Raw genomic sequence first — 22,431 nt, forward strand, 5'->3', positions numbered from 1 at the left:
GCATTTTCTGTAACCATTGTCATTTCGTGTGGCAGCGAGAAATCTTTTTGAATTAGATTCCTCCCTACGGTCGGAATGACATTCTATTCTTAATGTCACATCGAGCGTAGTCGAGATGTGGATTCAAAACCGGTCTCGACTCCGCTCGACCTGACAGCAATAGACGTTAGCTAAAGTAAAATTCTACCACTTAAAACAAGCTGTTGTATTTGTTACGCGGTTCCAAAACTTATAGCGTTTCATATCAAAGAGCTTTTTGAATTTCGGATGCGCTTTACTTTTTCGCTTGGCTTTGTGTTTGGTGAATGAAAAAATGCTTTTACGTTTTAATTTATCCTCGCGTGTATCCAATTTACTAATTGCTATTCCCTGCTCTTTACTTTGTTGGCGTAACCATTTTTCGTATTCTTCATCCGCTATCTTCTGGTATTTGTGACAGGGACAATTTGGATTGCGTGGATCATTGATATCGTACTTGGATTTGAGGGAATCTTTGTTGATGCTCTCTGCCTGCGAAAACATAAACACAAACATAAAAGATAAGAAGAGAAATAGTCTCTTCTTATCGCTTTGGTATGGAGTTTTTAGTTTCATTTTGTTTTTGTTTTCGTCATTGCGAAGGAGGCTCCGCCGAGTGAAGCAATCCTTTTTAAAGATTGCTTCGCTTTGCTCGCAATGACGATTATTTAACTCTTACTTATTGTTACTTTATCGGTAGCAGTCCATGTTTTGAATTCATTCATATAATACAAGTAAGCTGTAGAAGCGGGCGCATCGTACACACCGGGCATTTCAGCTTTTAAATCCAAATTGATTTCTTTGCTGGCTTTTGGTCCCATACCACGGTAGTAAATCGCGATGTTATTGCCTTTGATTTCATAATAATCAAACACTTTTTTCTCTTGCAATTCTTTTAGTTGCCATGGTTGCACGCTAAATCCTGCAGGAATTCCGATAATCGCCATTGTACTTGGCACTTCTTCATTCTTCTTGTTTGAGATGATAGAAGTTAAACGTACCGTCTCACCTACATTCGCTTTGTTGCTTGCCAATTTAGTTTGTAAATCAATCACACATTCTTTATCACTCTTCGGTAAAGAAGTACTCCAGTTAACGGCCACTGAATAAGGGAGCGGCGTTTTTACACCTACATATTTCACTTTTAAAGTATGTTTGCCATCGCCTTTAATGTGTTCTTCCAATCCGGCTAAAGTAATTTCACCTTTATCACCCGCTTTGTATTCTTTCTCTGCTACTTTCTTTCCATCAATATAAAGTACAATGGTTCCGTCTTCCGTGGTTTTCTTGCTGAACTTTGCAAACTCAGTCAAGGATTTCAAAGCTAAAATTGTTCCTTGTGTTGAGCTGAATACACCGGAGCCGCTGCGCGTGCTCGTTAAGAATTGTACCGCTTTGCTTAATGCACCTGCATTCTTCTCTTGTGACTTTAAAATCGCCATGATACTTAAGGCAGTCGTTTCAATCGTTAAAGAATTTCCTTGCGAATAAGTAATACTGTGTGTTGAACCTGTAAAGCTTCCGTCTTTATCTTGCTTGTTCAATAACAAATTCATCATTTCATTCCCTTTCGCGTTATCTTTTAAAGAATAAGCCGCGTTTGCTGCCATCGCCATCAAGTAAGGATCTTTGGTGTCCTTTGCTTTGTTATAAGCTGTTTCAAATTCTTTTTTGATATCCGTATAACCCGCTTCGCTTAATGCATACACAATATATCCGTTCAATACATCATCACTAATTCTTCCGAAATCATGGTACGCGTGTTTCTCTCTTGCAAATCCACCTTTTCCATCTTTCTGACCCATTAACCATTTAGCCGTACGCTCCAACATTTTCTCATCCACATCTTGTCCTGCTTTTTTCATATCCATAAATTCCATCAAACCATAAGCTGTTAAACCTTCGTGTGCGGGATTCGCGCCAAACCATTCGTAACCTTTGTTGCTCGCTTCAAATGTGGTTAAGCGTTTATAGCCACGGTTTAATAAATCGGTTGCTTTCGCTAATGTTTTTGTGTCTTTGCTATCGGTTGCGTTCATATAATCTAACACCATAGCATTAGGATAAGCAGTACATGAAGTTTGTTCGAAACAACCATAAGGTTCTTGTAAAATTCCTTCTACACCTTTCATTAAATCACTCACTACATTCGGGAAAGCGGTAAAAGTTGCCTTTAATGAACCATTCACTAATTTATTCACTTCAAAGGTATATTCCTTCTCTACTTCTTGTCCTGAGAAAGAAGCCTGAACAGGGAATCCCTTCGGTGCAATTTTAATTTTTTGTTTGAACTCATCGCCTAGTCCGCAGGCTTTGAAACCAATTACAAATTCACCGTAACCAATTTTATCTAATACTTTATAATCTAAATAAATGGTTTTTGCTGCACCCGGCATAATCGTTTGAATAGAAGGAATCGTTGCCAATTCTTTTAATCCATCAGGAGCGGTGATACTAATCACACCACCTAAAGGTCCGTTTGTATTATTTTTTAAAGTCAAAGGAATGGAAACGAAATCTTCTGTAGCCACTTCCACCGGAATTTTTGTACTCATAGCAAAAGGTAATTGCGTAAAGAAATTTTTCTCGGTACGGCCAATGGAACCATCGTTGCTTAATCCTTCGATAGTAGTGCGGAATGAAGTAATATCATCAGAAGTATAAAACTCTATTGTTTTTTTACCGCTGTAACCTACTTCTACATTTGGATTCCAATAAATGGTATTACGGAAATCCGTACGTGTTTCTACATTTTGTTGGTTCTCGTATTTTGGCGCGTAGTAAACACGGGCACGGTAATAGGTTTGAATTTGTTGTTGCTGTTGTTCAAATTCCATGTCATCTAAGGCTGCCTTTTTCTTGTTATCAAAACGACGATCGGCAACACTTGATGCAACTACTTTCGCTGCTTCTTCCTTCGCAACATCTTTATCGCGTTTTTGATCTGCCACAATTATATCTTGTGGTTTTGCATTTCCAACCGGACCATCTCCCTTCTTTAATGCATTACCGGGCATCATTGGCGCCTTTTCCATTCTCATTGCTTTTCCTTCCCCTGCTCCACCGGAAGCTTCTGATACAGGAACAGCAGCTAATTCATCCCAATCCTGAGCTGAAGAAGATTTAGTGCGAGAGCGATTTTTATAATAACCATAGTTGTAATTTTTCTTGTACATATACAAAGTCATGTTTTGATTGTAGTCGTACAAATATTGTGTTTGGGTATAATAACCATCATTATTAAAAGATAATGTAACGGGTGCCGTTAAATCCACTTTCTTTAAAAGGAATTTACCGTTAGCATCTGTTTCTACCTCCACACCATTATAAACTTTTACTTTTACGCCGGCTATTGGCGTACTGTTTTCTCCGTTATAAACCGTACCGGCAATTAAGGCGCGCTCACCTAAATAATTAATTACAGGTAATTCATCTTCCATTACTTTTTCCCAGGAAAAACGACGCCAACCTGAAGTCATCATCACAAAATCTAAGGCTTTATCCGCCTTTGGTTCTTTGTTATTAAAATAAAATGAGGGCTCCTCAATTTTTTCTTTGATGTCTTGCTGCAATAAAAGTTGAGATAAAATATTGCCTGATTTATCATCCGCAAAAGACAGTAACTGATCATTCACAACCGACATCGATAAATTAGCCGGCATCGGTAATCCTTTTTCATCACGAACTGTGATCGTCATTTTCACTTTCTCGCGTGGTAAATATTTTTCTTTTTCTGTTTCCACAGAGATTTTTAATTGGCGATCTTTATTCACAAAGCTTAAACGCTCAGCGCGTGCAATACCTTTTGAATCAAATAAAGTGATTTGCGCCACACCCACCGGAAAGTTTTCAGTAGAAAAAACAAATTTGTTGCTACCGGGTTTTGCATTTACTAAAGTGGTATAGTAAGATTTGCCACGCATTTGTGCTACAACAGCTAACTCTTCCTTTTCAGTGGTATTAACGTTCACCGTAACTTCTCCGGGATTTGAATTATCTACCGACAGAGCGTATCCACGATTTAATCCTTCCGGTAATTTATACGTTTCCTTTATACCTTCCGGCTTTGTGATTTTTACAAAATAGTCTTTTCCTAGAACAGGCGTAATATTAAAGGCTCCCATACCTTGATGAAAACTAGAGAAAGAAGTCAATTTATTTCCTTCAGCATCCACAACTTCACCTTCTACATCTGCAGGCTTATTGAATTCATTAAGCGCTTTAAAAGCTACACGGTTAGGCATACCGCATAACATATCGCCACCTTCCGGGAATAAAGTAAAATCAATTTTATTTAATACAATGGGAATAGAACGCGAAATACTTTCGGTACTTCCGTTATAATCAATCATCACATTTAATAAACCATCATTTGTTTTTAAATCCTTTGGTAAATTAAATTTGATATAGCGCATACCATTCTCATCCGTCACATCAGCTTTCTCCACAAATTTTTGTCCGTTTAAATTACCAACCACTTTAATCTTATAATCGGATAATGGTTTATTTTCATTGGTATTTAACTCCAACTTCGCAATAACTTCATCGCCGGCACCAAAGGCTTTCTTTTCAAAATCCAGTTTCATTTTTAAGTTCGGCAATACCACATCCTGCACTTGAATTTCTTTTTCAAAATAATTCTCGTTGCCTTGATTTTTCATCCAATTAGTGTACGCACGAATTTTATACAAACCACCTAAGGCTTCCTTATCTAAGGCAAAATCACCGGCTGCTTTACCGTTTTTAGCAATAATGTTGATTTTTTTCTCAACGGTTCCTTTCGGACTGATTAACTCCACATGCACGATATCGCTTTTATCCGAAGGCTTTAATGATAAACCATCACGCACATAAGCGGCCAACCAAATATCATCGCCGGGTTGGTAAAAAGGTTTATCCAATTGCAGATACACGCGGTCTTCAGGCGCGTGTGCATTATACTCGGTTAATTTCTTTTTTAATGACTTAATAAAGTCATTTTCGGCCGCCGCCTGATAAATCGAAGCAGGCGTAATCCAAGCCACAACGCTGGCAGTAATGGCTGCCACTGCAAAGATGTGGGTGAACTTTTTGGTTTTAGTGGTTTGCATATCTATAGTATTAAGGTTAAACTTTTCTATAGAGATGCAGGAGGCTTTAGAATTCCATAAACAGGCTCTAAAATATTTTTTATGAGAGGAGAAAAGACCCTATTTAAGCTTTTGGGCAGCTTCGGTATTGGAAGGGTTAAGCTTTACAACTTCCCGGTAATTTTCTTTAGCCTTAGCCGTATCGCCCATGGCTTCGTAGGTTTTAGCGAAACCTTGATAAATAGCCTCCGTTTCCAAACCGGCATCCAATGCCTTTTGGAACATGTTTAAACTTTTATCGAATTGCTTGTTTTGATTATAGTCGTACATCAATAAACCATACGCATTATAAAACGCGATATCCATGTCGATGCACTTCTTTAAATAGTACTCGGCACTGTCCTTGTGATTTGTTTCGCGCATCACTATAGCTTTATAATAGTATAATTCCGTATTCTCTTTATAGGCCAAAGATGCATTGATATGCGGCAAAGCTGCATTGAAGTCATTAATCAGATAAACCAACACATATGATAAATAATTTCTAGAGTTCGCATAATTAGGTTCAACTTCAATTGACTTTTCCAAACATTGTCGTGCCATTGATAATGCAGCGTTACGTTGTTCGGGTGTTGCCTGGGCTCCGAATTTTTCTACTTCTTTTACAATTTGCATACCCTTTTTATAATTCAGATAAGCGTTGTTTGGATATTTCGTCACATCCGCATCAACTATGGTATTAATATCTTTCCAGTCTGCCACGCGGGTAATAATAGAATAGGAAAACAATATCAAAACGATGATCCCAACAGCTTTTATGTTTTTAGGAAGATCTTTTGATTTAAAATAATTAAATAACAGTCCCACCGCAGCGATGGCAATTCCGGCTGATGAAAAAAACGCGAAACGATCGGCAACAATTCCTACTGCGGGTTTTACAAAATTTAAATACATAGAAGAAGAGGCGCAAAACATAAATAGTCCGGTGAATATTACTAAGTCTTTCTTCAAAAAAGATTTTATTACGCCATAAGCTAAAGCAGGAAAAGCGATAATTCCCAACCATCCATAGCTTCCAATTTTAAGAATTGTAATGGTGTCGTAGCCGTAATAACATACTTGCTTAATCGGATACACGCATTGCACGATGTAAAAACCGAGCGAGTTAAACATGGCAATGACGCGGTGCAGCATCCCTTTATTAAAGTACATAGGATTTTCGAAATAGTATAACACACGCTTGGTTTCTTCTATCGCAATCATGCCCTTCTTAGTTGCCTTAAATAAATACAATGAAACAATCATCGCCACAATGCTTAATGCGATCCATTTAAATCGACCCGAATCCTTCACAAAAAACACAGCAGGAATGATGGCTATAAAAGGTAAAGCATCAAACTTCGACAGAAAAGCCAGGTAAAAATGAACAACAGAAAAAATAAGATACTGCCATTTTTTAAAACCTGATTCGTAAAAATAATAATAGGCTTTAAATCCTGCCATACTAAATATAAAACTTAGCAGGATATCTCGATTCTTTAAACTGGCAACCACTTCGGTATGAATTGGCATGGCTGCAAACAACAAGGTTATATAAAACGGTAGATTCGGATTATAATCTTTGAATAAAAGTTGTAGTAAACGATAAAACAAAAACAAACTAATGACATAAAGCAAAAGATTAAAAAAGTGGGATGTGCCGGGCTTTACTTCAAATAATTCGTGCTCGATGGCATATGAAATTTTAACAAGCGGACGATAATCGAACTGATAATCTTCGGAGCTTCCGATATAAAATGATTTGAGAATTTTCGGAATTGCTTTTAGTCCTTGGGCGGTGAGATTCTCAGGTTGCGTAACAATCGAGTCATCCAACGAGTAACCATTTTTAAGGGCGTTAAAGTAAAGCACAAAAACAACCCCAAGAATAATCAGGCGTTCTTTATTGAAGTAAGATTTCAATTGTGCGATACGACTCATTTGTTAACGAAGATAGCCAATAATTTTAAGATAATTTAGCAATTAGCTTACTGCTAAAAATCATAAGACGAGCCTAGGAATTCGGCCTGTTTTTTACTAATTTTAGTAGACCAATGAAAACATTAAACGCAAATGCCCTCAGAGTTTTAGAAAGTCGTTATCTACTTAAGAATTCCGATGGAAGCATTGTGGAAACACCCGAGCAACTCTTTAAGCGAGTAGCGCATCATATTGCTAATGCCGAGCATCTACTTAACAACTCAGAACAACAGTTGTATTGGGAAAAGGAATTCTTTGCAGTTATGAGTCGCTTGGAATTTCTTCCCAACTCACCTACTCTTATGAATGCCGGTCTGCCCTTGAATCAATTAAGCGCTTGTTTTGTATTACCGGTTGAAGATAGTATTGCAGATATTTTTACCACATTAAAGAATACTGCCCTTATTCAACAAAGCGGCGGTGGTACCGGCTTTAATTTTTCAGCCTTAAGACACAACGGTGATTTTATTAATTCGAGCCATGGTTACTCTACCGGTCCGATTTCATTCATGAAAATTTTTGATGCTGCAACAGACAACATCAAGCAAGGCGGAAAAAGAAGAGGTGCTAATATGGGCATTTTGAATATTGACCATCCGGATATTGAAGAATTCATTGAACTAAAAAATGTGGAAGGTGTTCTCAGCAATTTTAATATTTCGGTTGGCATAACAGATGCATTTATGATTGCAGTAGAAAAAAATGCAGATTGGGAATTGAAACATCCGATTAGCAGAAAAAGCATCAAAAGTATTCCGGCGCGTGCATTATGGAATAAAATCATCTCTAATGCCTGGCTCACCGGCGACCCCGGATTAATCTTTTTAGACACGATTAACGAAAGCAACCCTACTCCGAAGATTGGAGCTATTACTTGCACAAATCCCTGCGGAGAAGTTCCTTTACTTTCGTATGAAGCCTGTAATTTAGGTTCGATAGATGTTGCCAAATTTTACGATGAAAAGAAAAACAAAATAGATTACGAACGATTAGAAAAATGTATTACAACGGCTATTCGTTTTTTGGATAATGTAATTGAAGTAAACAATTATGTAATTCCCGAAATAAAAACGATGGTGAAAGGCAATCGTAAAATAGGATTAGGCATTATGGGTTGGGCCGAATTACTTATTAAGTTAGAAACTCCTTATGCCTCCGAAAAAGCGGTGAAGCTAGGAGAAGAACTGATGGCATTTATCAATGAGAAAAGTTTTGATGCGTCTCAAAAATTAGCGGAAGAAAGAGGCGTATTCAAAAATTGGGATAATAGCATCTACAATGAAAATGTTAAACTTAGAAATGCAACAAGAACAAGTATTGCTCCTACCGGAACCATTTCAATCATTGCAGGAACCAGTTCTTCAATTGAACCATTATTTGCATTAGCAATTCACAGAGAGAATGTATTGAATAACGAAACCCTCACCGAAATAAATGAAGCGTGTTTAATTTATTTAAAACGGAAGAATTTATTAACGGATGAAATTGTTTCCGAAATAAAAAAATCAGGCTCCATTCAAAACACAGGTTTGCCGAATGAAATAAAAGAATTATTTAAAACATCCTTAGAGATTGAACCATACTGGCACATTCAACATCAGGTAGCCTTTCAGAAGCACACCGACAATGCCGTATCAAAAACCATTAATTTACCGGGCGGTGCAACAGTGACAGACGTTGAAAACGCTTATTTAACTGCCTGGAAAAATAAAGCCAAAGGAATTACAATTTATCGCTATGGTTCAAAATCGCAACAAGTTTTACATAGCGGAACTGAGGAAACAGAAAATCAAGGTTCGTGTAAAGTATGCGTGAATTAAAGTAAAGTTTTTGTATAAGCACACGCGCTTTTCATCACACAATCACCGCACTTTGGATTAGTTGGTCTACATATTTCCCGACCTAAAAAAGAAATAGCCATTCCTACTTCTCCCCAATCCTTCTCAGGGATATGCTGCATGATTTGCAGTTCGATTTTTTTTGGATCAGTTCCACTCGCAATACCAATTCGCGGTGCAACGCGCACAACATGTAAGTCAACAATAACGCCCTCCGCCTTCACACCTGCTCCTCGCATAATCACATTCGCCGACTTCCTGCCAATTCCCGGGAGTTTTGTAAGTTCTTCCATACTAAGCGGAATGTTTTTATCTGTCTTTACTATTTGAGCTAACTTAAGCAGCCAGTTTGTTTTATTACCAAAATTGCGCACTTTACCAATGAACGGATAAAGAGATTCAGCATTTGCTTTTGCAAGAGAAGGCATATCAGGAAAAGCCTTAAAAAAAGCCGGAGCAATTTCGTTAATGTGCTTATCTGAATCTTGCGCAGACAAAACTACCACAACCAACAATTGATATAAATTCTCGTAATTAAGAGGATGATGTTTACCCCTATATTTTTTTATTAAGGGCGCGAATGCTGTTTTCCAATCGGTGGCCATTTACTTTATTTTATTAATATCCAAAATGCTTTAATCGATTATCGTTGCTACGCCAATCTTTATCCACTTTCACAAATAGTTCAAGAAAAATTTTCTTTCCAAAAAACTTCTCCGCTTCCTCACGCGCCATGGTTCCCAATTTTTTCAGTGCTTCACCTTTATGCCCGATGATAATTCCTTTTTGACTATCACGCTCCACTAAAATATCAGCCTGTATACGAATAATGTTAGGCTCTTCTTTAAAAGAATTCACAATCACCTCAACACTATAAGGTATTTCCTTCTTGTAATTGAGTAATATTTTCTCTCGAATAATTTCACTTACAAAGAAACGTTCCGGTTTATCCGTTAATTGATCTTTATCGTAGAATGGCTCCCCGGGAGGAAGCAACTCAATAATTTTATTCATTACCTGATCAAGGTTAAACTTTTCAAGTGCTGAAATAGCTAATATTTGTGCATTCGGTAATTTAATCTTCCACTCTTCTGCCTTTTGGGCAACCTTCTCCTGGGTAGCGGCATCCACTTTATTAATTAGCAAAAGAATTGGCGTACTTGTTTTACGAAGCTTCTCAACGTACTCGGGTTGTAATTCAATATCCTCAAATACATCTGTTATAAGCAAAAAAACATCGGCATCACTAAGTGCACTAATTACAAATTGCATCATTTTCTCTTGCAACTTGTAATTTGGTTTGAGAATACCCGGTGTATCCGAAAATACTATTTGATAATTTTCACCGCTAACAATACCCATAATACGGTGACGGGTGGTTTGTGCTTTAGAGGTAATAATACTTAAACGCTCGCCAATAAGCGCGTTCATAAGGGTAGATTTACCCACGTTTGGACAACCTATAATGTTGACAAAGCCTGCTTTATGTGATTGTAGAGTGATGTTAATAAGATTTATTTTGTTTACAAAGAAAGTAAATATATCTTTGCCCCCGAATTAAGGTAACAACTTAATTTAAACAAGTCAGTTCTTTAACTAAAAATATAGTGCGGGATAGAGTCGCGAGGTTACACTCGCGATGGCGAGTAAACCTCGCCACAGGGGTTAGAAAACTAAAAAAAAAGTTCTTTTGAAATTAAAAATATAGTGCGGGATAGAGCAGGGGTAGCTCGTTGGGCTCATAACCCAAAGGTCGGGTGTTCGAATCACTCTCCCGCTACCAAAGAAAACCTAGGCAAAAGCCTAGGTTTTTTTATTTGGCTTACATAGTATAATGTATGGAATATGTAGTTTACATTTTATATTCACCAACATCCAAAAGAAACTATACCGGATATACCAACAATCTTATTCTAAGATTTGCCTCCCATAATATCTTTGGCAAAGACAGTACAAGACATTATCGACCTTGGATTGTGATACATGTTGAGTTCTTTAGCAGCAAAGAAGAAGCCCTGAAAAAAGAAAAATATTATAAATCCGGAAGGGGTTCAATTATTAAAAACACTATCATAAATGATTTTTTAACTCAATGGGCTCATACCCTTCCCTAATGGGAAGGGCGGGTGTTCGAATCACTCTCCCGCTACCAAAGAAAACCCATCGGAGTAACCGATGGGTTTTTTATTTTGAGCCTGAGCCAAGCTATGCTTGAGCGAAAGGCAAAAAATAAAAAACACAATCACGCTAGCGCGTGATTGGTTTTCGTTGAGTTAAAGCCTTTATTAAGTGATCAATGCTATTAATCACTCTCCCGCTACCAAAGAAAAAAACCCAGACAATTGTCTGGGTTTTTTATTTTATTCGTTTACCACTTCCCTCCCGAACCGCCACCGCCAAAACTTCCGCCACCAAAACCACCAAAACCGCCACCGCCGGAGCTTCTGCCGCTGCTAAACCCACCACCACCATAATATCTTCCACTGCTATACGTTGTTCCTCCTCCACCACCCTTTCCACTCATTATCCAAACAAAACCAATAATTACTAATATTATCATTATGGTTTTAAACCAACTGTCGGCACTTCTTTGTTTTGAATAATCCTTAACATCAATCTCGCCTTTGGCTAAAGCCATTAACTTATCGGTAGCGTTATTTATCGCCGTGTAATTTTCCCCTCTCTTTAAATAAGGGTACATCTCATCTTCGCGTATTCTTTTCGTGGCTAAATCAGGGATTGCTCCTTCTAATCCATAACCAATGGCAATAAATAAATCGCGACCGCCATCTGATTCGGTAGGCTTAATTAATATAACAATACCGTTATTAGCTTCTTTTTTACCTACACCCCACTCTGTCCCTAATTGAGTGGCGTAAGTTGCCGCATCCGTTCCACCGAAATCATCAACAATTACAACAACAATCTGATTACTCGTTTCACGACTGAAATTGACCAACTTTTGCTCAATCGTTTCTGCTTCTGAAGCACTCAGGAAGTTAGGAAACTCGGCAGATAAATTATTATATAACTTTTGCGGACTAGGACGAGGTGCTACCTGAGCTACACCCAGACAAGAGATAAATACAAGAAGTGAAAATATAATGCGCTTCATAGGATTAAAAGGAAATGGAGTCGCTTAATTCATTTTTATCATCACTTTGATAAGGAAAATATTGCTTAAGCTTTTCTCCGCACTCAATAATACCCTTCGTTAATCCGTCGGCCTTATGATTATGTGCAAACCCGTCAACAATTTCTTTCACTATTTTATTCCAATAGTCATTTCCCAATTGTTTGTGAATTCCTTCATCTCCTATCACCGCCATCTTCCGGCTCACCACCGCTATATAAATCAAAATTCCGTTGCGGTCTTTTGTGTTTTGCATTTCCAGCTTGCGAAAAACTTTTTTAGCTTTTTCTAGTGCGTCACCGAAACAAAAATTTTCGATGTGTACGCGAATTTCTCCGGAAGTATTTCTTTCGGCTTCGCGGATGGCATCAACAATACGTTGTTGCTCTTCTTTACTAAAAAAGTTTTTCGCTGCTGTAATCATTACTTTGAAATATTAAAACTCAACTTTAGGCGCTTTTTCAGCACCTGCTTCGGCTTCAAAATATGCCATCGGTGCAAATCCACCGGCTAGCAAACTACCCGGGAACATTTGAATGGCTTTGTTATAATCACGTGACAGATTATTATACTTCATACGCTCAGTCGCAATTCGGTTTTCGCAACCTTCCAATTCAACACGCAAATCAGAAAAAGCCTGATTCGATTTTAAATTCGGATAATTTTCGGTCACCATTAATAAGCGGCCTAAAGCATTACTTAATTCACCTTGAGCTGCTTTATACTTCGCGATAGACGCTTCATTGATGTCGTCTAAATTTACTTTTACTTGTGTAGCAGATGCACGAGCTGCCACCACTGCTTCTAATGTGCTTTTTTCAAAGTTAGCCTCACCTTTTACAGTAGCCACGATATTTGGAATTAAATCCATTCTTCGCTGATACTGACTCTCTACTTGTTGCCATTGTGCTTTTGCGTCTTCGCGTAAGCCAACAAATCCATTACGTTTATTGCAAGCCCAAAAGCCGCCAAACATTACTATTAAACCAAATACAATTGCTGTAATTAATCCTTTACTCATAATTTTAAATTTTAATCAAAATTACACTAAATAAAGATAGCTCTGACAGGAAATTCGGATAAACGGCGAAAAACATCAACGAATTATTTAAAGAATGTTAAGCCTGATTATTTACAATGCGCTCCGCGGCTTAAAGATTTTTATTCCGTAAATTTGCAAAATGCCTTTCAATCTAACATCTGAATTTCAACCTACGGGTGATCAACCGGAAGCTATCAGGCAACTCACGGAAGGCGTTCTCAACGATACAAAAAATCAGGTGCTTTTGGGTGTTACCGGCTCCGGAAAAACGTTTACAGCTGCCAACGTTATTAAAAATGTTGACAGACCTACTTTAATTCTGAGTCATAATAAAACTTTAGCGGCGCAACTTTACAGTGAATTCAAACAGTTCTTTCCGAATAATGCTGTAGAATATTTTGTGAGTTATTACGATTACTATCAGCCAGAAGCTTATTTACCAACTACCGACACATACATTGAAAAAGATTTAGCCATTAATGACGAAATTGAAAAGTTGAGATTGAGCGCCACTTCTTCTCTGCTTTCGGGCAGAAGAGATGTTATTGTTGTGTCTTCTGTGTCGTGTATTTACGGAATTGGGAATCCGGTAGACTTTAAGAAAAATGTTATCACCGTAAAAGTTGGGCAGTTAATTTCCCGAAATAAATTTCTGCATCAGTTAGTAAGTGCCTTATATAGCCGAACAACAGCGGAATTCCAGAGAGGAAATTTTAGAGTGAAAGGCGATACGGTAGATGTAAATTTAGCGTATGCCGATCATAGCGTTCGTATCTGCTTTTTTGGCGATGAGATAGAAAGTATTGAAACATTTGATCCCGCGAACGGATATGTGATTGAAAAATTTGAGGGCTTTAACATCTATCCTGCAAACATCTTCGTAACTGCTCCTGATACATTGCAAAAATCAATGCACATGATTCAGGAAGACATGGTGAAACAGGTAGAGTATTTTAAATCGGTTGGAAAAACTTTAGAAGCAAAACGTTTGGAAGAGCGTGTAAACTATGATTTGGAAATGCTCCGTGAATTAGGTTACTGCAGTGGTATTGAAAATTATTCTCGTTACTTCGACGGCAGACAAGCAGGTACTCGTCCGTTTTGCTTAATGGATTATTTTCCGAATGATTATTTATTGATCATTGATGAAAGCCATGTTACCATACCGCAAGTGCGTGCCATGTTTGGTGGTGACTTATCGCGCAAACAAAATTTAGTGGAATATGGATTCCGTTTACCAAGCGCATTGGATAACCGTCCGCTTAAATTTGAGGAATTTGAAACGCTCGTCAATCAAACCATTTATGTGAGTGCCACGCCGGCCGATTATGAATTACAAAAAGCAGAAGGAGTAGTAGTTGAACAATTAATCAGACCAACCGGCGTATTAGATCCGTTGATAGAAGTAAGACCATGTTTGAATCAGGTGGATGATTTATTGGATGAGATTCATAAAGTAGTAGAGAAAGACGAGCGTGTATTAGTTACTACGTTGACTAAACGCATGGCAGAAGAGCTCACTAAATACTTAACCAAATTAAATGTGCGCTGCCGTTACATTCATTCGGAAGTAGACACTTTAGATCGTGTAGAAATTTTAAGACAGTTACGCGTTGGTATGTTTGATGTATTGGTTGGAATTAATTTATTGCGTGAAGGCTTGGATTTACCTGAAGTTTCCTTAGTAGCGATATTGGATGCGGATAAAGAAGGGTTTTTACGAAATGAAAGGAGCTTGGTGCAGACCGTTGGACGCGCTGCAAGAAATGTGAATGGACGGGTAATCATGTATGCCGATAAGATAACGAAGAGCATGCAGTTTACCATTGATGAAACACAACGAAGAAGACAAAAGCAAATTGAATATAACTTTAAGCACGGCATTACGCCAACACAAGCCGGTAAAAAAGCTTTACTCACACCTAACTCCGGTGTTGAAGTAACGGTAGACGGAAAATTAATAAGAGCGTATGCAGAAAGTGAAGAAATTAATGTGGCTGCCGATCCGGTGGTTCAATACATGAGTGGTGAAGAACTTAAAAAACAAATCGCGAAAATAAAAAGCGCTATGTTGCGTGCTGCTAAAGAAATGGACTTTGCCGAAGCGGCAAGATTACGTGATGAAATGTACAGTTTGGAAAAATTATTGAAAGAGAAAGAATAATTGACTATTCTTCATCCAATTCAATTACATTAATTGGGTAATTCAAAATTTGAGAATAATCTTCTCCTGCCTCTTTTAATTCCACGTCATCTTTCTCATAAAACCAATTGAGGGTGGGCTTATGCTCAGTGGTAACCTTACGGAAGAATTTTGAAAGCATTTTTGATGAAACGGTATTGAAATAATCTAAACGTACGTTTATTTCAAGCTTTGCCGGATTTGTTTTTAAGTAATCGTCGACAGACTGAGTCACCTTTTCAAAAAAATCAATTGGATTTTCAGGTACCATTTTTCCATGCATACTTAAAGTACCGTTTAAGGTGTCAAATTCCACTAAAGGAGTTTGGTTAGTCTTTGGTATGATGTATTTATTGTCTGACATTGATACAAATATAAAATCTAAATCTGTTTAAAATCTAAATAAACGACGAAACACTCTAAAAATTGGACAAATCGCAACGTGCTGTAAATCAATTATTAACATTTGATAGAATAATGTTTCATCACATTATACGCTAATATCTAAAAAAGGTTGAGTTAAACTACCTTATAGATTTGAACAATTAGTTAATAAGGCTTCTTTCCTTCACCTTCACAGCCTTATTGCCGCTGTAAACAGAATATGACTCTAAAGTGCCTGAAGCTACCGAACCAACCGTTAAAACAGAATGTGTTTTCATGGTGGTGCCAGGACAAACAACTGCCTTCGCGCCTACCCAAGATCCGTCTTCCAGAATAATTTTACCTATTATTAAATCAAAACTGCTTTTTTTATAATCATGATTTCCGCAAAGCAGCATAGCACCTTGTGAAATACAAACATTATTACCTATCTCTACATCATCCAAATTATCTATCCAAACATTTTCACCAATCCATGTGTTGTTACCGATTTTTAAACGCCAAGGGTATTTAATATTTACTTTCGGTTTAATTACTACAGCGCTTCCGATTTTTGCGCCAAACATTCTTAACCAAAATATTTTAATGGAACTAAATGGCATGTAAGAATTAATAATGGTTGCATTCACGAAATACCAAATCATACGTGTAAACACATTCCCGCCCGGCTTATACCAGGAATTGTTGAATTTTGATAAATCAGTTTTGGTGCTCATTAACTAAACAATTTTTTGTACGCATCCTTATCCTTTTCGAAATTGGTGTGCTGCTCCATAAAATTAATGCAATTTTGCGACATTGAAGCATATTCCTTTTCGTCAGCTTGTATGGCGTCCAGTAATGCCTCCTTAAATTTCGTTTTATTCTTTAAATCTAATGCATAGCCACATTTCGCTTTATTTATACCATTCCAAGGCGTATGATCACTTATAATAACCGGACAAGCACTACGCAACGTTTCCGCTATAGAATGTCCGAAATTCTCATTTAAAGTTGGCAATAATAAAAAGTGATAGTTGGAGATAACGGGCTGTACTTCTTCAAAACTTAATTCTCCTTTATAGGTCACTTTTACTGAAGCAGGTAATTGCTTTATGATCTGTTCACACTCCTTCCAATATACCTTATCTTCCATTGATCCATAAATATCGTACGTTATATCAGCATCACTTGGCATGTCTAACAACATTTGAAGTGCATAATGGAGATTTTTTACTTTGGCGACACGGGATAAATAAAAAAATCTGACTGTCCCCCTATGCTTTGTAATGCTTTTGTTTTTTAGAATAGGTGTAGAATTAATATTAGCCGCTACTCTCACATTTGCCTTTCTGAAAAAACCTTTTATCTCCTTTTCTTCATCCATCATTGTGGCATGAAACACTACTTTTGAGTGCAGATTCACGAATTTTAAGAGAGACAAAAACAATTTCTTCTTCAAAGGTTTAATTGACAAAGCGCCTTTTCCTAACATACCACGAGGTGCCAAAACCAAATCACACTTCAACTTACCGGATTTTTCGGCACGCAACGGAAGCAATGAAAAATAATACGACCAAAAACTATTGAGATAAACAATGTCCGGGTGTAAAGAATTGATTAGCTCAATTAAATTCTTAGACTTTAATCCTTCCTTCGAGAAATAATAAACAGGAATACCATCATATGAATTCCATGAATTAGGTTTAATTCCTTTATAGGGAACGGTTGAGCCTAAATCATGATTGGTAGTGATAACCGAAAAGTTATATTCGTTCTTAAGTAAACTCAACATCGAGTACACCGATTTAACCGGTCCGCCTGCTTTGTTACCAGGCAAATACCAATCTATGAGTACAACTATGTTTTTCTTTTTCAAGTATTACTCGATTTGATTTGTTTGTAACCAATTTTCAAATACAATTAAATGCCAAAGGCGCGACCATGTTACTTTTTTATTGTCATGCAGAAATTGCTCCCATAAATCTATCACTGCACCTTCATTTACGAAATCGCGTTTGGAAAGTGCTCTTATTTTCTCCTCGCAAAATGCTTTCAATTCGCCTTTCATCCAATCTGACCACGGTAAAGTAAAGCCCATTTTAGGGCGATTAATAATTTCACCTGGCAACAAACTATTTAAGGAATCAATTAATAATTTTTTCGGGCTGTGCGGAAATTTGTGCTCATCATTTACCGATAACACAAACTCCACTAACTTATAATCTAAGAACGGCACACGTACTTCTAATGCAACTGCCATACTCATTTGATCGGTGTCACGCAATAAAATATTTTGCATGTACGTATTCATTTCCAATAAAGAAACGTAAGATAACAGATGATTAGCGTCTGGCTTCTTGATCATTCCGATTATATCCTTTAATGGATTCTCATTTTTTCTTAAGAGTAATTTTTCTTGCTGCTTAGAAAATATTTTTCTGGAAACAGGATACACCTCTTTCACTGAAAACTTTTCCTGCGTTAACACTTCAAATAGTTTATCACCTGCAACCGATTTGTTTTTAGCTTTAATCAGAGAGGCAGGAACAGCTCTTAACCATGATGGAAAAATATTCAAGTATGCTTTAGAGTCGACCGACTTCATTCGCTTAAACACATCGTAGCCGGCAAATAATTCATCGCCACCCAAACCGGATAGCGCCATGGTAATTCCGGCTTCCTTTGTTGCTTTTGAAACCACATAAGTATTAGGACCATCTCCTGAAGGATGATCAATAGCATTCAGTGCGCTTGGCAACTGATTTAAAAAATTCTGCGGTTTTAATTTAATTTCGTGATGTTGTGTGTTAAATAATTCAGAAACCTTCTTCGCATATTTAGATTCGGAAAATTCACTTTCATCAAATGAGACATTGAATGTTTCTACTTTACGCGAGGAGAGTTTACTCATGATTCCGACAACAGCACTGGAATCAATTCCTCCCGAAAGAAAAGCACCAAACGGAACATCAGCTACCAACCTTCTTTCTACGGCTTTAAATAATAACTCCTCTGTTTTCTTACAGGTTAATTTATAATCCAAAGCTTCGGATTCCTTCGCAAAATCATTACTGTTCCAATATCTGAATTGCTTTATTTCACCATTCTTCCAGGTCAAATACGTTCCAGGCATTAACATTTTCACACCCTCTATAATCGTATTAGGCGCGTGTACGGTTTGATAGAGAAAATACTCGTTAAGCACGGCCTTATTTAACTTACGCTGTACAAAACCCGAGTTTAATAAAGTTCTTATTTCAGACCCGAAAACCAATTGTTTATTATTGACACTGTAATAAAGAGGTTTAATTCCCATTCTGTCGCGCGCTATGAACAAAGAATTATTTTGAGTATCGTACAAAGCAAATGCGTACATCCCGTTGAATTTATCCAAGCAGGAGGCACCCCAACGACTGTAAGCAGCTAGTATAACTTCGGTGTCTGAATTGGTTTTAAAAAAATAAGCCTGCTCCTTACTACCGAACGAAACGCGCTGTAATTCTAACTTTAATTCACGGTAATTATATAATTCTCCATTATAAACGATCACATAACGTCCGTCGGCACTCAACATTGGTTGATTAGAAGCTTCACTTAAATCAATAATGGATAAACGAGCGTGTCCGAGATAAACCGAATCGTTGCACCACGAATTTTGCGCGTCGGGTCCGCGATGCTTCATGGCATTTACCATGGATGCTATAGCATCATTATACGAATTGGAAGAGGTTTGAGTAGTTGTGAATCCGGCTATGCCACACATGTTATTTCACACCTGTTAGTTGTAAGAATAAATCATCTTTCATCAGGTTTTTAATACCCTGTTCAAGCGTCACAAGCTCTCTACCCAAAATTTCACGCATTTTACTGTTGTCGGGTTGACGTCTTGTCATATCCCCTTCCTTTAAAGGCGGTAAAAATTCAATCTGAGATTTTGAACCTGTAATTGCAATAATTGATTTTGCCAAATCCAAAATGGTCATCAGTTTATCGCTGCCTATATTAACCACATCATTCTTTAATAAACCCTTATTAAAGATACTCATCATGGTTTCAATAGTATCATCCACATAAGTAAAGGTACGTGTTTGTGAACCATCACCGTAAATTGTAATATTTTGGTTCTTTAATGCTGCTGCCAAAAAGCGAGGAATCACAAAATCAGTACTTTGATTTGGTCCGTATGTATTAAAAAAACGAAAGATGGTATAAGGTAATTGATATTCCTGCCAGTAACTTCTAAAAAAACACTCGCCTACATTTTTCACCACAGCGTAAGGCACACGTGAATTCAAAGGTGTGCTATATTCGTTTTGCGGAATTTCAACAGGCTCCCCGTACACTTCAGAAGAAGACGAAAAATAAACATGTTTTACATTTCCGTTTTTTGAAAGGGTAAGAACATTTTTTATCCCGTCGATATCATTCAATACTAAGATAGGGTTTGCTTGAGTGCGTTGAACTCCCACCACTGCTGCCAAATGAAAAACATAATCAAAATTATTGGCATACATCACTTGAGAAAGCTGGGAAAAATCATTACAGTCCGCTTTTACGAAACGAAGATTATCGGCATGCGGAAGCTTTTCGATATTACCGGTACTTAAATTATCAACCACCACCACAAGACTTTCCTTATCTGTAATTAATCGTTTTACCAGAGCACTCCCGATGTTTCCGGCACCGCCTGTTACTAATATTTTTTTACTGTGAGGCATTACGCAATTAGTTTATATAAAGTTTGAGCCCAAATTGTCGGAGTGATTGTATTTGCCAATTTTTGACTTTCTGTACCCATACTCCTTAACGTTTCAGGATTTAAATTACACATTTTTTTAATCACTTCTTCCATAATTTGGATATTCCCTGATGGAAAAGAATAACCGTTCTTTCCATCGACCAGAAAGACCTCACAAGAACCCACGGCATCGCTTAAAATTAAAGGTAGGCCGGCTGCGGCCATTTCATGAACCACAACACCCCATGGTTCGAAGACACTTGGTAAGATAAAAATACCGGCGTTTTGTATTTCCTCTACCAACTCATCCGGTTGCTTGAAACCTAAATCTACTATACTTTCATGAACAGGAATTTGATAGGAACCTACTCCAATACAATGCAACTTCCAATCGGTCAATTCGCCATTACCTTTCAACTTAAGAAAGGTAGAACAAAGTTGATCAATCCATTTCTCCGGAGCATAACGTCCCACAAACAATAGCACTTTTGGTCGATCGTTATTTGAATTTGCCTTAGCGTATAAGTCGACATCCGCCGAATAAGCCCCCCTGATAATTTGATTTTCACAAAATCCCATTCTATCGGCTAAAACAGCCTGAGTTTTACCCGGGACAAAAGCATAATTAAAGTACGGAGTAATAAACACTTTTGAATAAATAACACCTGCTTGTTGTCTCAATGATCCATTCCAAGGAGTATCAAAACCTAATAATGTTTTACATTCACCATGCTTTAATTTACAAAGTTTAAGATAGGTTTTGTTGGTCCAACCGGCGCAGTAAATTAATTGAGGCTTAAGTTCCTTATACAATTTCAGGAGTTTTTCCAAATCATAATCCTGAGCATTGTGATAGTGAATGTTAGGATGGCTTAATTCGAACTTGAAAGGCGCTGCTTTATTTACAGGCTGTCGTAAAATATGTATATTTACATCGAAGGCTGTCGCTAATTCAGAAAAACATTTAACCGTATAATAAGCCAATTCGGTATAGAGTACGAGGATATTTTTCTGAGAAGGCATGCGCTATACAAATATACATTAAATTGTGACAAATAATTCTGACAACATACGTATTCAGCTCTATGAACCACACATGAAACAACAAGTGGCTAAATTATTTGAGCTTGAATATAAAATCTCAGATGTTGAGTTCGGTAAATTTATGTCACGTTTATATGATCACCCTTATCAAAAGGAAAAGTGCATACAGATTGTTGCGCTCGACGGCGAGAAAGTTGTCGGTTTCCAATCGTTTTTTTATTGGCCTTATTGTTACAATAATTCAACATACAAATCCTACCAATCCGGGAATTCGCTTGTACACCCTGAATACAGAGGCAAACGTTTATTTGCACGCATGCTGAACTTTATTCATGAAAATCCTATTGGGAAAGAGGTTGATTTTTTAATGGGATTTCCGGTGCAAGCCTCATTTAACAGTTTCATAAAAAACGGATGGGATAATCTATTCAATTTACAGTGGTATGTTAAGTTGATAAATCCGTTCGGGATACTGTTTTCAAAAAAGAAACTAAGTAAATATTTTTCTGAGACAAAATATCAATATGGATTTGACGCTTTAAATGCCATTCATTTATCTGAAGAGTCTGAATTCAGACAATGGAAGAAACAATTGGTATACGAGCCTGATAGCTATTACCAATATACTTACAGCAAGGGTGAGAAAACAGTTGTTTTTGATCTTAAAATACAGGTGAGAAAAAAACTAATCAATGAGTTGGTAATTGGCAGTATTCGATTTGATGAAAAAAGTAAAGAAGAAGTAAATAACGCCATTACTGAATTGATTAAAACAATATGGAAAACAGCCTGTGTATCGATGATATCTATTGCTATTAATGAAACTTTTCAAACTCCTGAAATACAAAAATACTTTCGAGACGCTGGTTTCAAAAAAATAGAAAATAAAATATTCTTCATTATAAAACCCTTAAAAAAAGAACTCCCTGTTACAAATGCTTCAGTGTGGAACATTGGCAGGGCTGACATTGACACCTGGTAA

The 22,431-nt window shown here is 37.2% G+C and carries 18 protein-coding genes and 1 tRNA gene; 5 read left to right on the forward strand and 14 right to left on the reverse strand.

From position 1 onward, the window contains the following. Positions 1 to 183: 183 nt before the first annotated feature. From J0L69_11910 to J0L69_11920, 3 genes are all read right to left on the reverse strand, one after another. On the reverse strand, positions 184 to 594 hold the full coding sequence (locus tag J0L69_11910) for a hypothetical protein (GenBank protein MBN8693892.1): 411 nt from the start codon (positions 592 to 594) through the stop codon (positions 184 to 186). 92 nt (positions 595 to 686) lie between these two features. Continuing rightward, a complete protein-coding gene (locus J0L69_11915) occupies positions 687 to 5,108 on the reverse strand; it encodes a hypothetical protein (protein ID MBN8693893.1) in 4,422 nt (1,473 codons plus the stop codon). Positions 5,109 to 5,207: 99 nt separating this feature from the next. Beyond that, positions 5,208 to 7,067, reverse strand: coding sequence for a hypothetical protein (locus tag J0L69_11920; GenBank protein MBN8693894.1), 1,860 nt, complete (start codon positions 7,065 to 7,067; stop codon positions 5,208 to 5,210). Between the two features lie 113 nt (positions 7,068 to 7,180). Between J0L69_11920 and J0L69_11925 the strand changes: the two genes are divergently transcribed. Then, positions 7,181 to 8,926, forward strand: coding sequence for an adenosylcobalamin-dependent ribonucleoside-diphosphate reductase (locus J0L69_11925; GenBank protein ID MBN8693895.1), 1,746 nt, complete (start codon positions 7,181 to 7,183; stop codon positions 8,924 to 8,926). Here the strand turns inward: J0L69_11925 and J0L69_11930 are convergent. Continuing rightward, positions 8,923 to 9,549 (reverse strand): endonuclease III, encoded by a 627-nt coding sequence (locus J0L69_11930; GenBank protein ID MBN8693896.1) that lies wholly within the window; start codon positions 9,547 to 9,549, stop codon positions 8,923 to 8,925. The genes J0L69_11925 and J0L69_11930 overlap by 4 nt on opposite strands. A 13-nt stretch (positions 9,550 to 9,562) precedes the next feature. Beyond that, positions 9,563 to 10,447, reverse strand: a complete 885-nt coding sequence (era, locus tag J0L69_11935; protein MBN8693897.1) for a GTPase Era — start codon at positions 10,445 to 10,447, stop codon at positions 9,563 to 9,565. 205 nt (positions 10,448 to 10,652) lie between these two features. On the opposite strand from era, the gene J0L69_11940 reads away from it, so the two are divergent. Both J0L69_11940 and J0L69_11945 read left to right on the forward strand, forming a co-directional pair. After that, positions 10,653 to 10,727 (forward strand) — tRNA-Met (locus tag J0L69_11940). Positions 10,728 to 10,782: 55 nt separating this feature from the next. Next, positions 10,783 to 11,058 (forward strand): GIY-YIG nuclease family protein, encoded by a 276-nt coding sequence (locus J0L69_11945; protein ID MBN8693898.1) that lies wholly within the window; start codon positions 10,783 to 10,785, stop codon positions 11,056 to 11,058. 254 nt (positions 11,059 to 11,312) lie between these two features. Here the strand turns inward: J0L69_11945 and J0L69_11950 are convergent, their stop codons facing one another. The 3 genes from J0L69_11950 to J0L69_11960 are packed head-to-tail and all read right to left on the reverse strand — an operon-like array spanning position 11,313 to position 13,098. Then, entirely contained in the window at positions 11,313 to 12,059 is a 747-nt protein-coding gene (locus J0L69_11950; protein ID MBN8693899.1) for a TPM domain-containing protein, read from the reverse strand. A 4-nt stretch (positions 12,060 to 12,063) separates the two neighbouring features. Next, positions 12,064 to 12,498 (reverse strand): TPM domain-containing protein, encoded by a 435-nt coding sequence (locus J0L69_11955; GenBank protein MBN8693900.1) that lies wholly within the window; start codon positions 12,496 to 12,498, stop codon positions 12,064 to 12,066. A 15-nt stretch (positions 12,499 to 12,513) separates the two neighbouring features. Continuing rightward, positions 12,514 to 13,098, reverse strand: coding sequence for a LemA family protein (locus tag J0L69_11960; protein MBN8693901.1), 585 nt, complete (start codon positions 13,096 to 13,098; stop codon positions 12,514 to 12,516). A 160-nt stretch (positions 13,099 to 13,258) separates the two neighbouring features. On the opposite strand from J0L69_11960, the gene uvrB reads away from it, so the two are divergent. Then, positions 13,259 to 15,283: an excinuclease ABC subunit UvrB gene (gene uvrB / locus J0L69_11965; protein ID MBN8693902.1), complete on the forward strand. Its 2,025-nt coding sequence runs from the start codon at positions 13,259 to 13,261 to the stop codon at positions 15,281 to 15,283. A gap of 4 nt (positions 15,284 to 15,287) precedes the next feature. Here uvrB and J0L69_11970 read toward each other — a convergent pair whose 3' ends face one another. The 6 genes from J0L69_11970 to J0L69_11995 all read right to left on the reverse strand — a co-directional run bounded on the left by J0L69_11970 (position 15,288) and on the right by J0L69_11995 (position 21,428). Continuing rightward, positions 15,288 to 15,665: a DUF1987 domain-containing protein gene (locus tag J0L69_11970; protein ID MBN8693903.1), complete on the reverse strand. Its 378-nt coding sequence runs from the start codon at positions 15,663 to 15,665 to the stop codon at positions 15,288 to 15,290. A 181-nt stretch (positions 15,666 to 15,846) separates the two neighbouring features. After that, on the reverse strand, positions 15,847 to 16,401 hold the full coding sequence (locus J0L69_11975) for a WcaF family extracellular polysaccharide biosynthesis acetyltransferase (protein ID MBN8693904.1): 555 nt from the start codon (positions 16,399 to 16,401) through the stop codon (positions 15,847 to 15,849). Further along, positions 16,401 to 17,543: a glycosyltransferase gene (locus tag J0L69_11980; GenBank protein ID MBN8693905.1), complete on the reverse strand. Its 1,143-nt coding sequence runs from the start codon at positions 17,541 to 17,543 to the stop codon at positions 16,401 to 16,403. The genes J0L69_11975 and J0L69_11980 overlap by 1 nt, the downstream gene beginning before the upstream one ends. 3 nt (positions 17,544 to 17,546) lie before the next feature. Continuing rightward, positions 17,547 to 19,430 (reverse strand): asparagine synthase (glutamine-hydrolyzing), encoded by a 1,884-nt coding sequence (gene asnB / locus J0L69_11985; GenBank protein ID MBN8693906.1) that lies wholly within the window; start codon positions 19,428 to 19,430, stop codon positions 17,547 to 17,549. Between the two features lies 1 nt (position 19,431). Continuing rightward, complete coding sequence (locus J0L69_11990; protein ID MBN8693907.1) at positions 19,432 to 20,385, reverse strand: NAD-dependent epimerase/dehydratase family protein; 954 nt, start codon at positions 20,383 to 20,385, stop codon at positions 19,432 to 19,434. Then, complete coding sequence (locus J0L69_11995) at positions 20,385 to 21,428, reverse strand: glycosyltransferase (GenBank protein MBN8693908.1); 1,044 nt, start codon at positions 21,426 to 21,428, stop codon at positions 20,385 to 20,387. Before J0L69_11995 ends, J0L69_11990 begins: the two co-directional genes overlap by 1 nt. 25 nt (positions 21,429 to 21,453) lie before the next feature. Between J0L69_11995 and J0L69_12000 the strand changes: the two genes are divergently transcribed. After that, on the forward strand, positions 21,454 to 22,431 hold the full coding sequence (locus tag J0L69_12000; protein MBN8693909.1) for a GNAT family N-acetyltransferase: 978 nt from the start codon (positions 21,454 to 21,456) through the stop codon (positions 22,429 to 22,431).

Source organism: Bacteroidota bacterium (genome assembly GCA_017303905.1).
Taxonomy (GTDB): domain Bacteria; phylum Bacteroidota; class Bacteroidia; order B-17B0; family Aurantibacillaceae; genus JAHEYG01.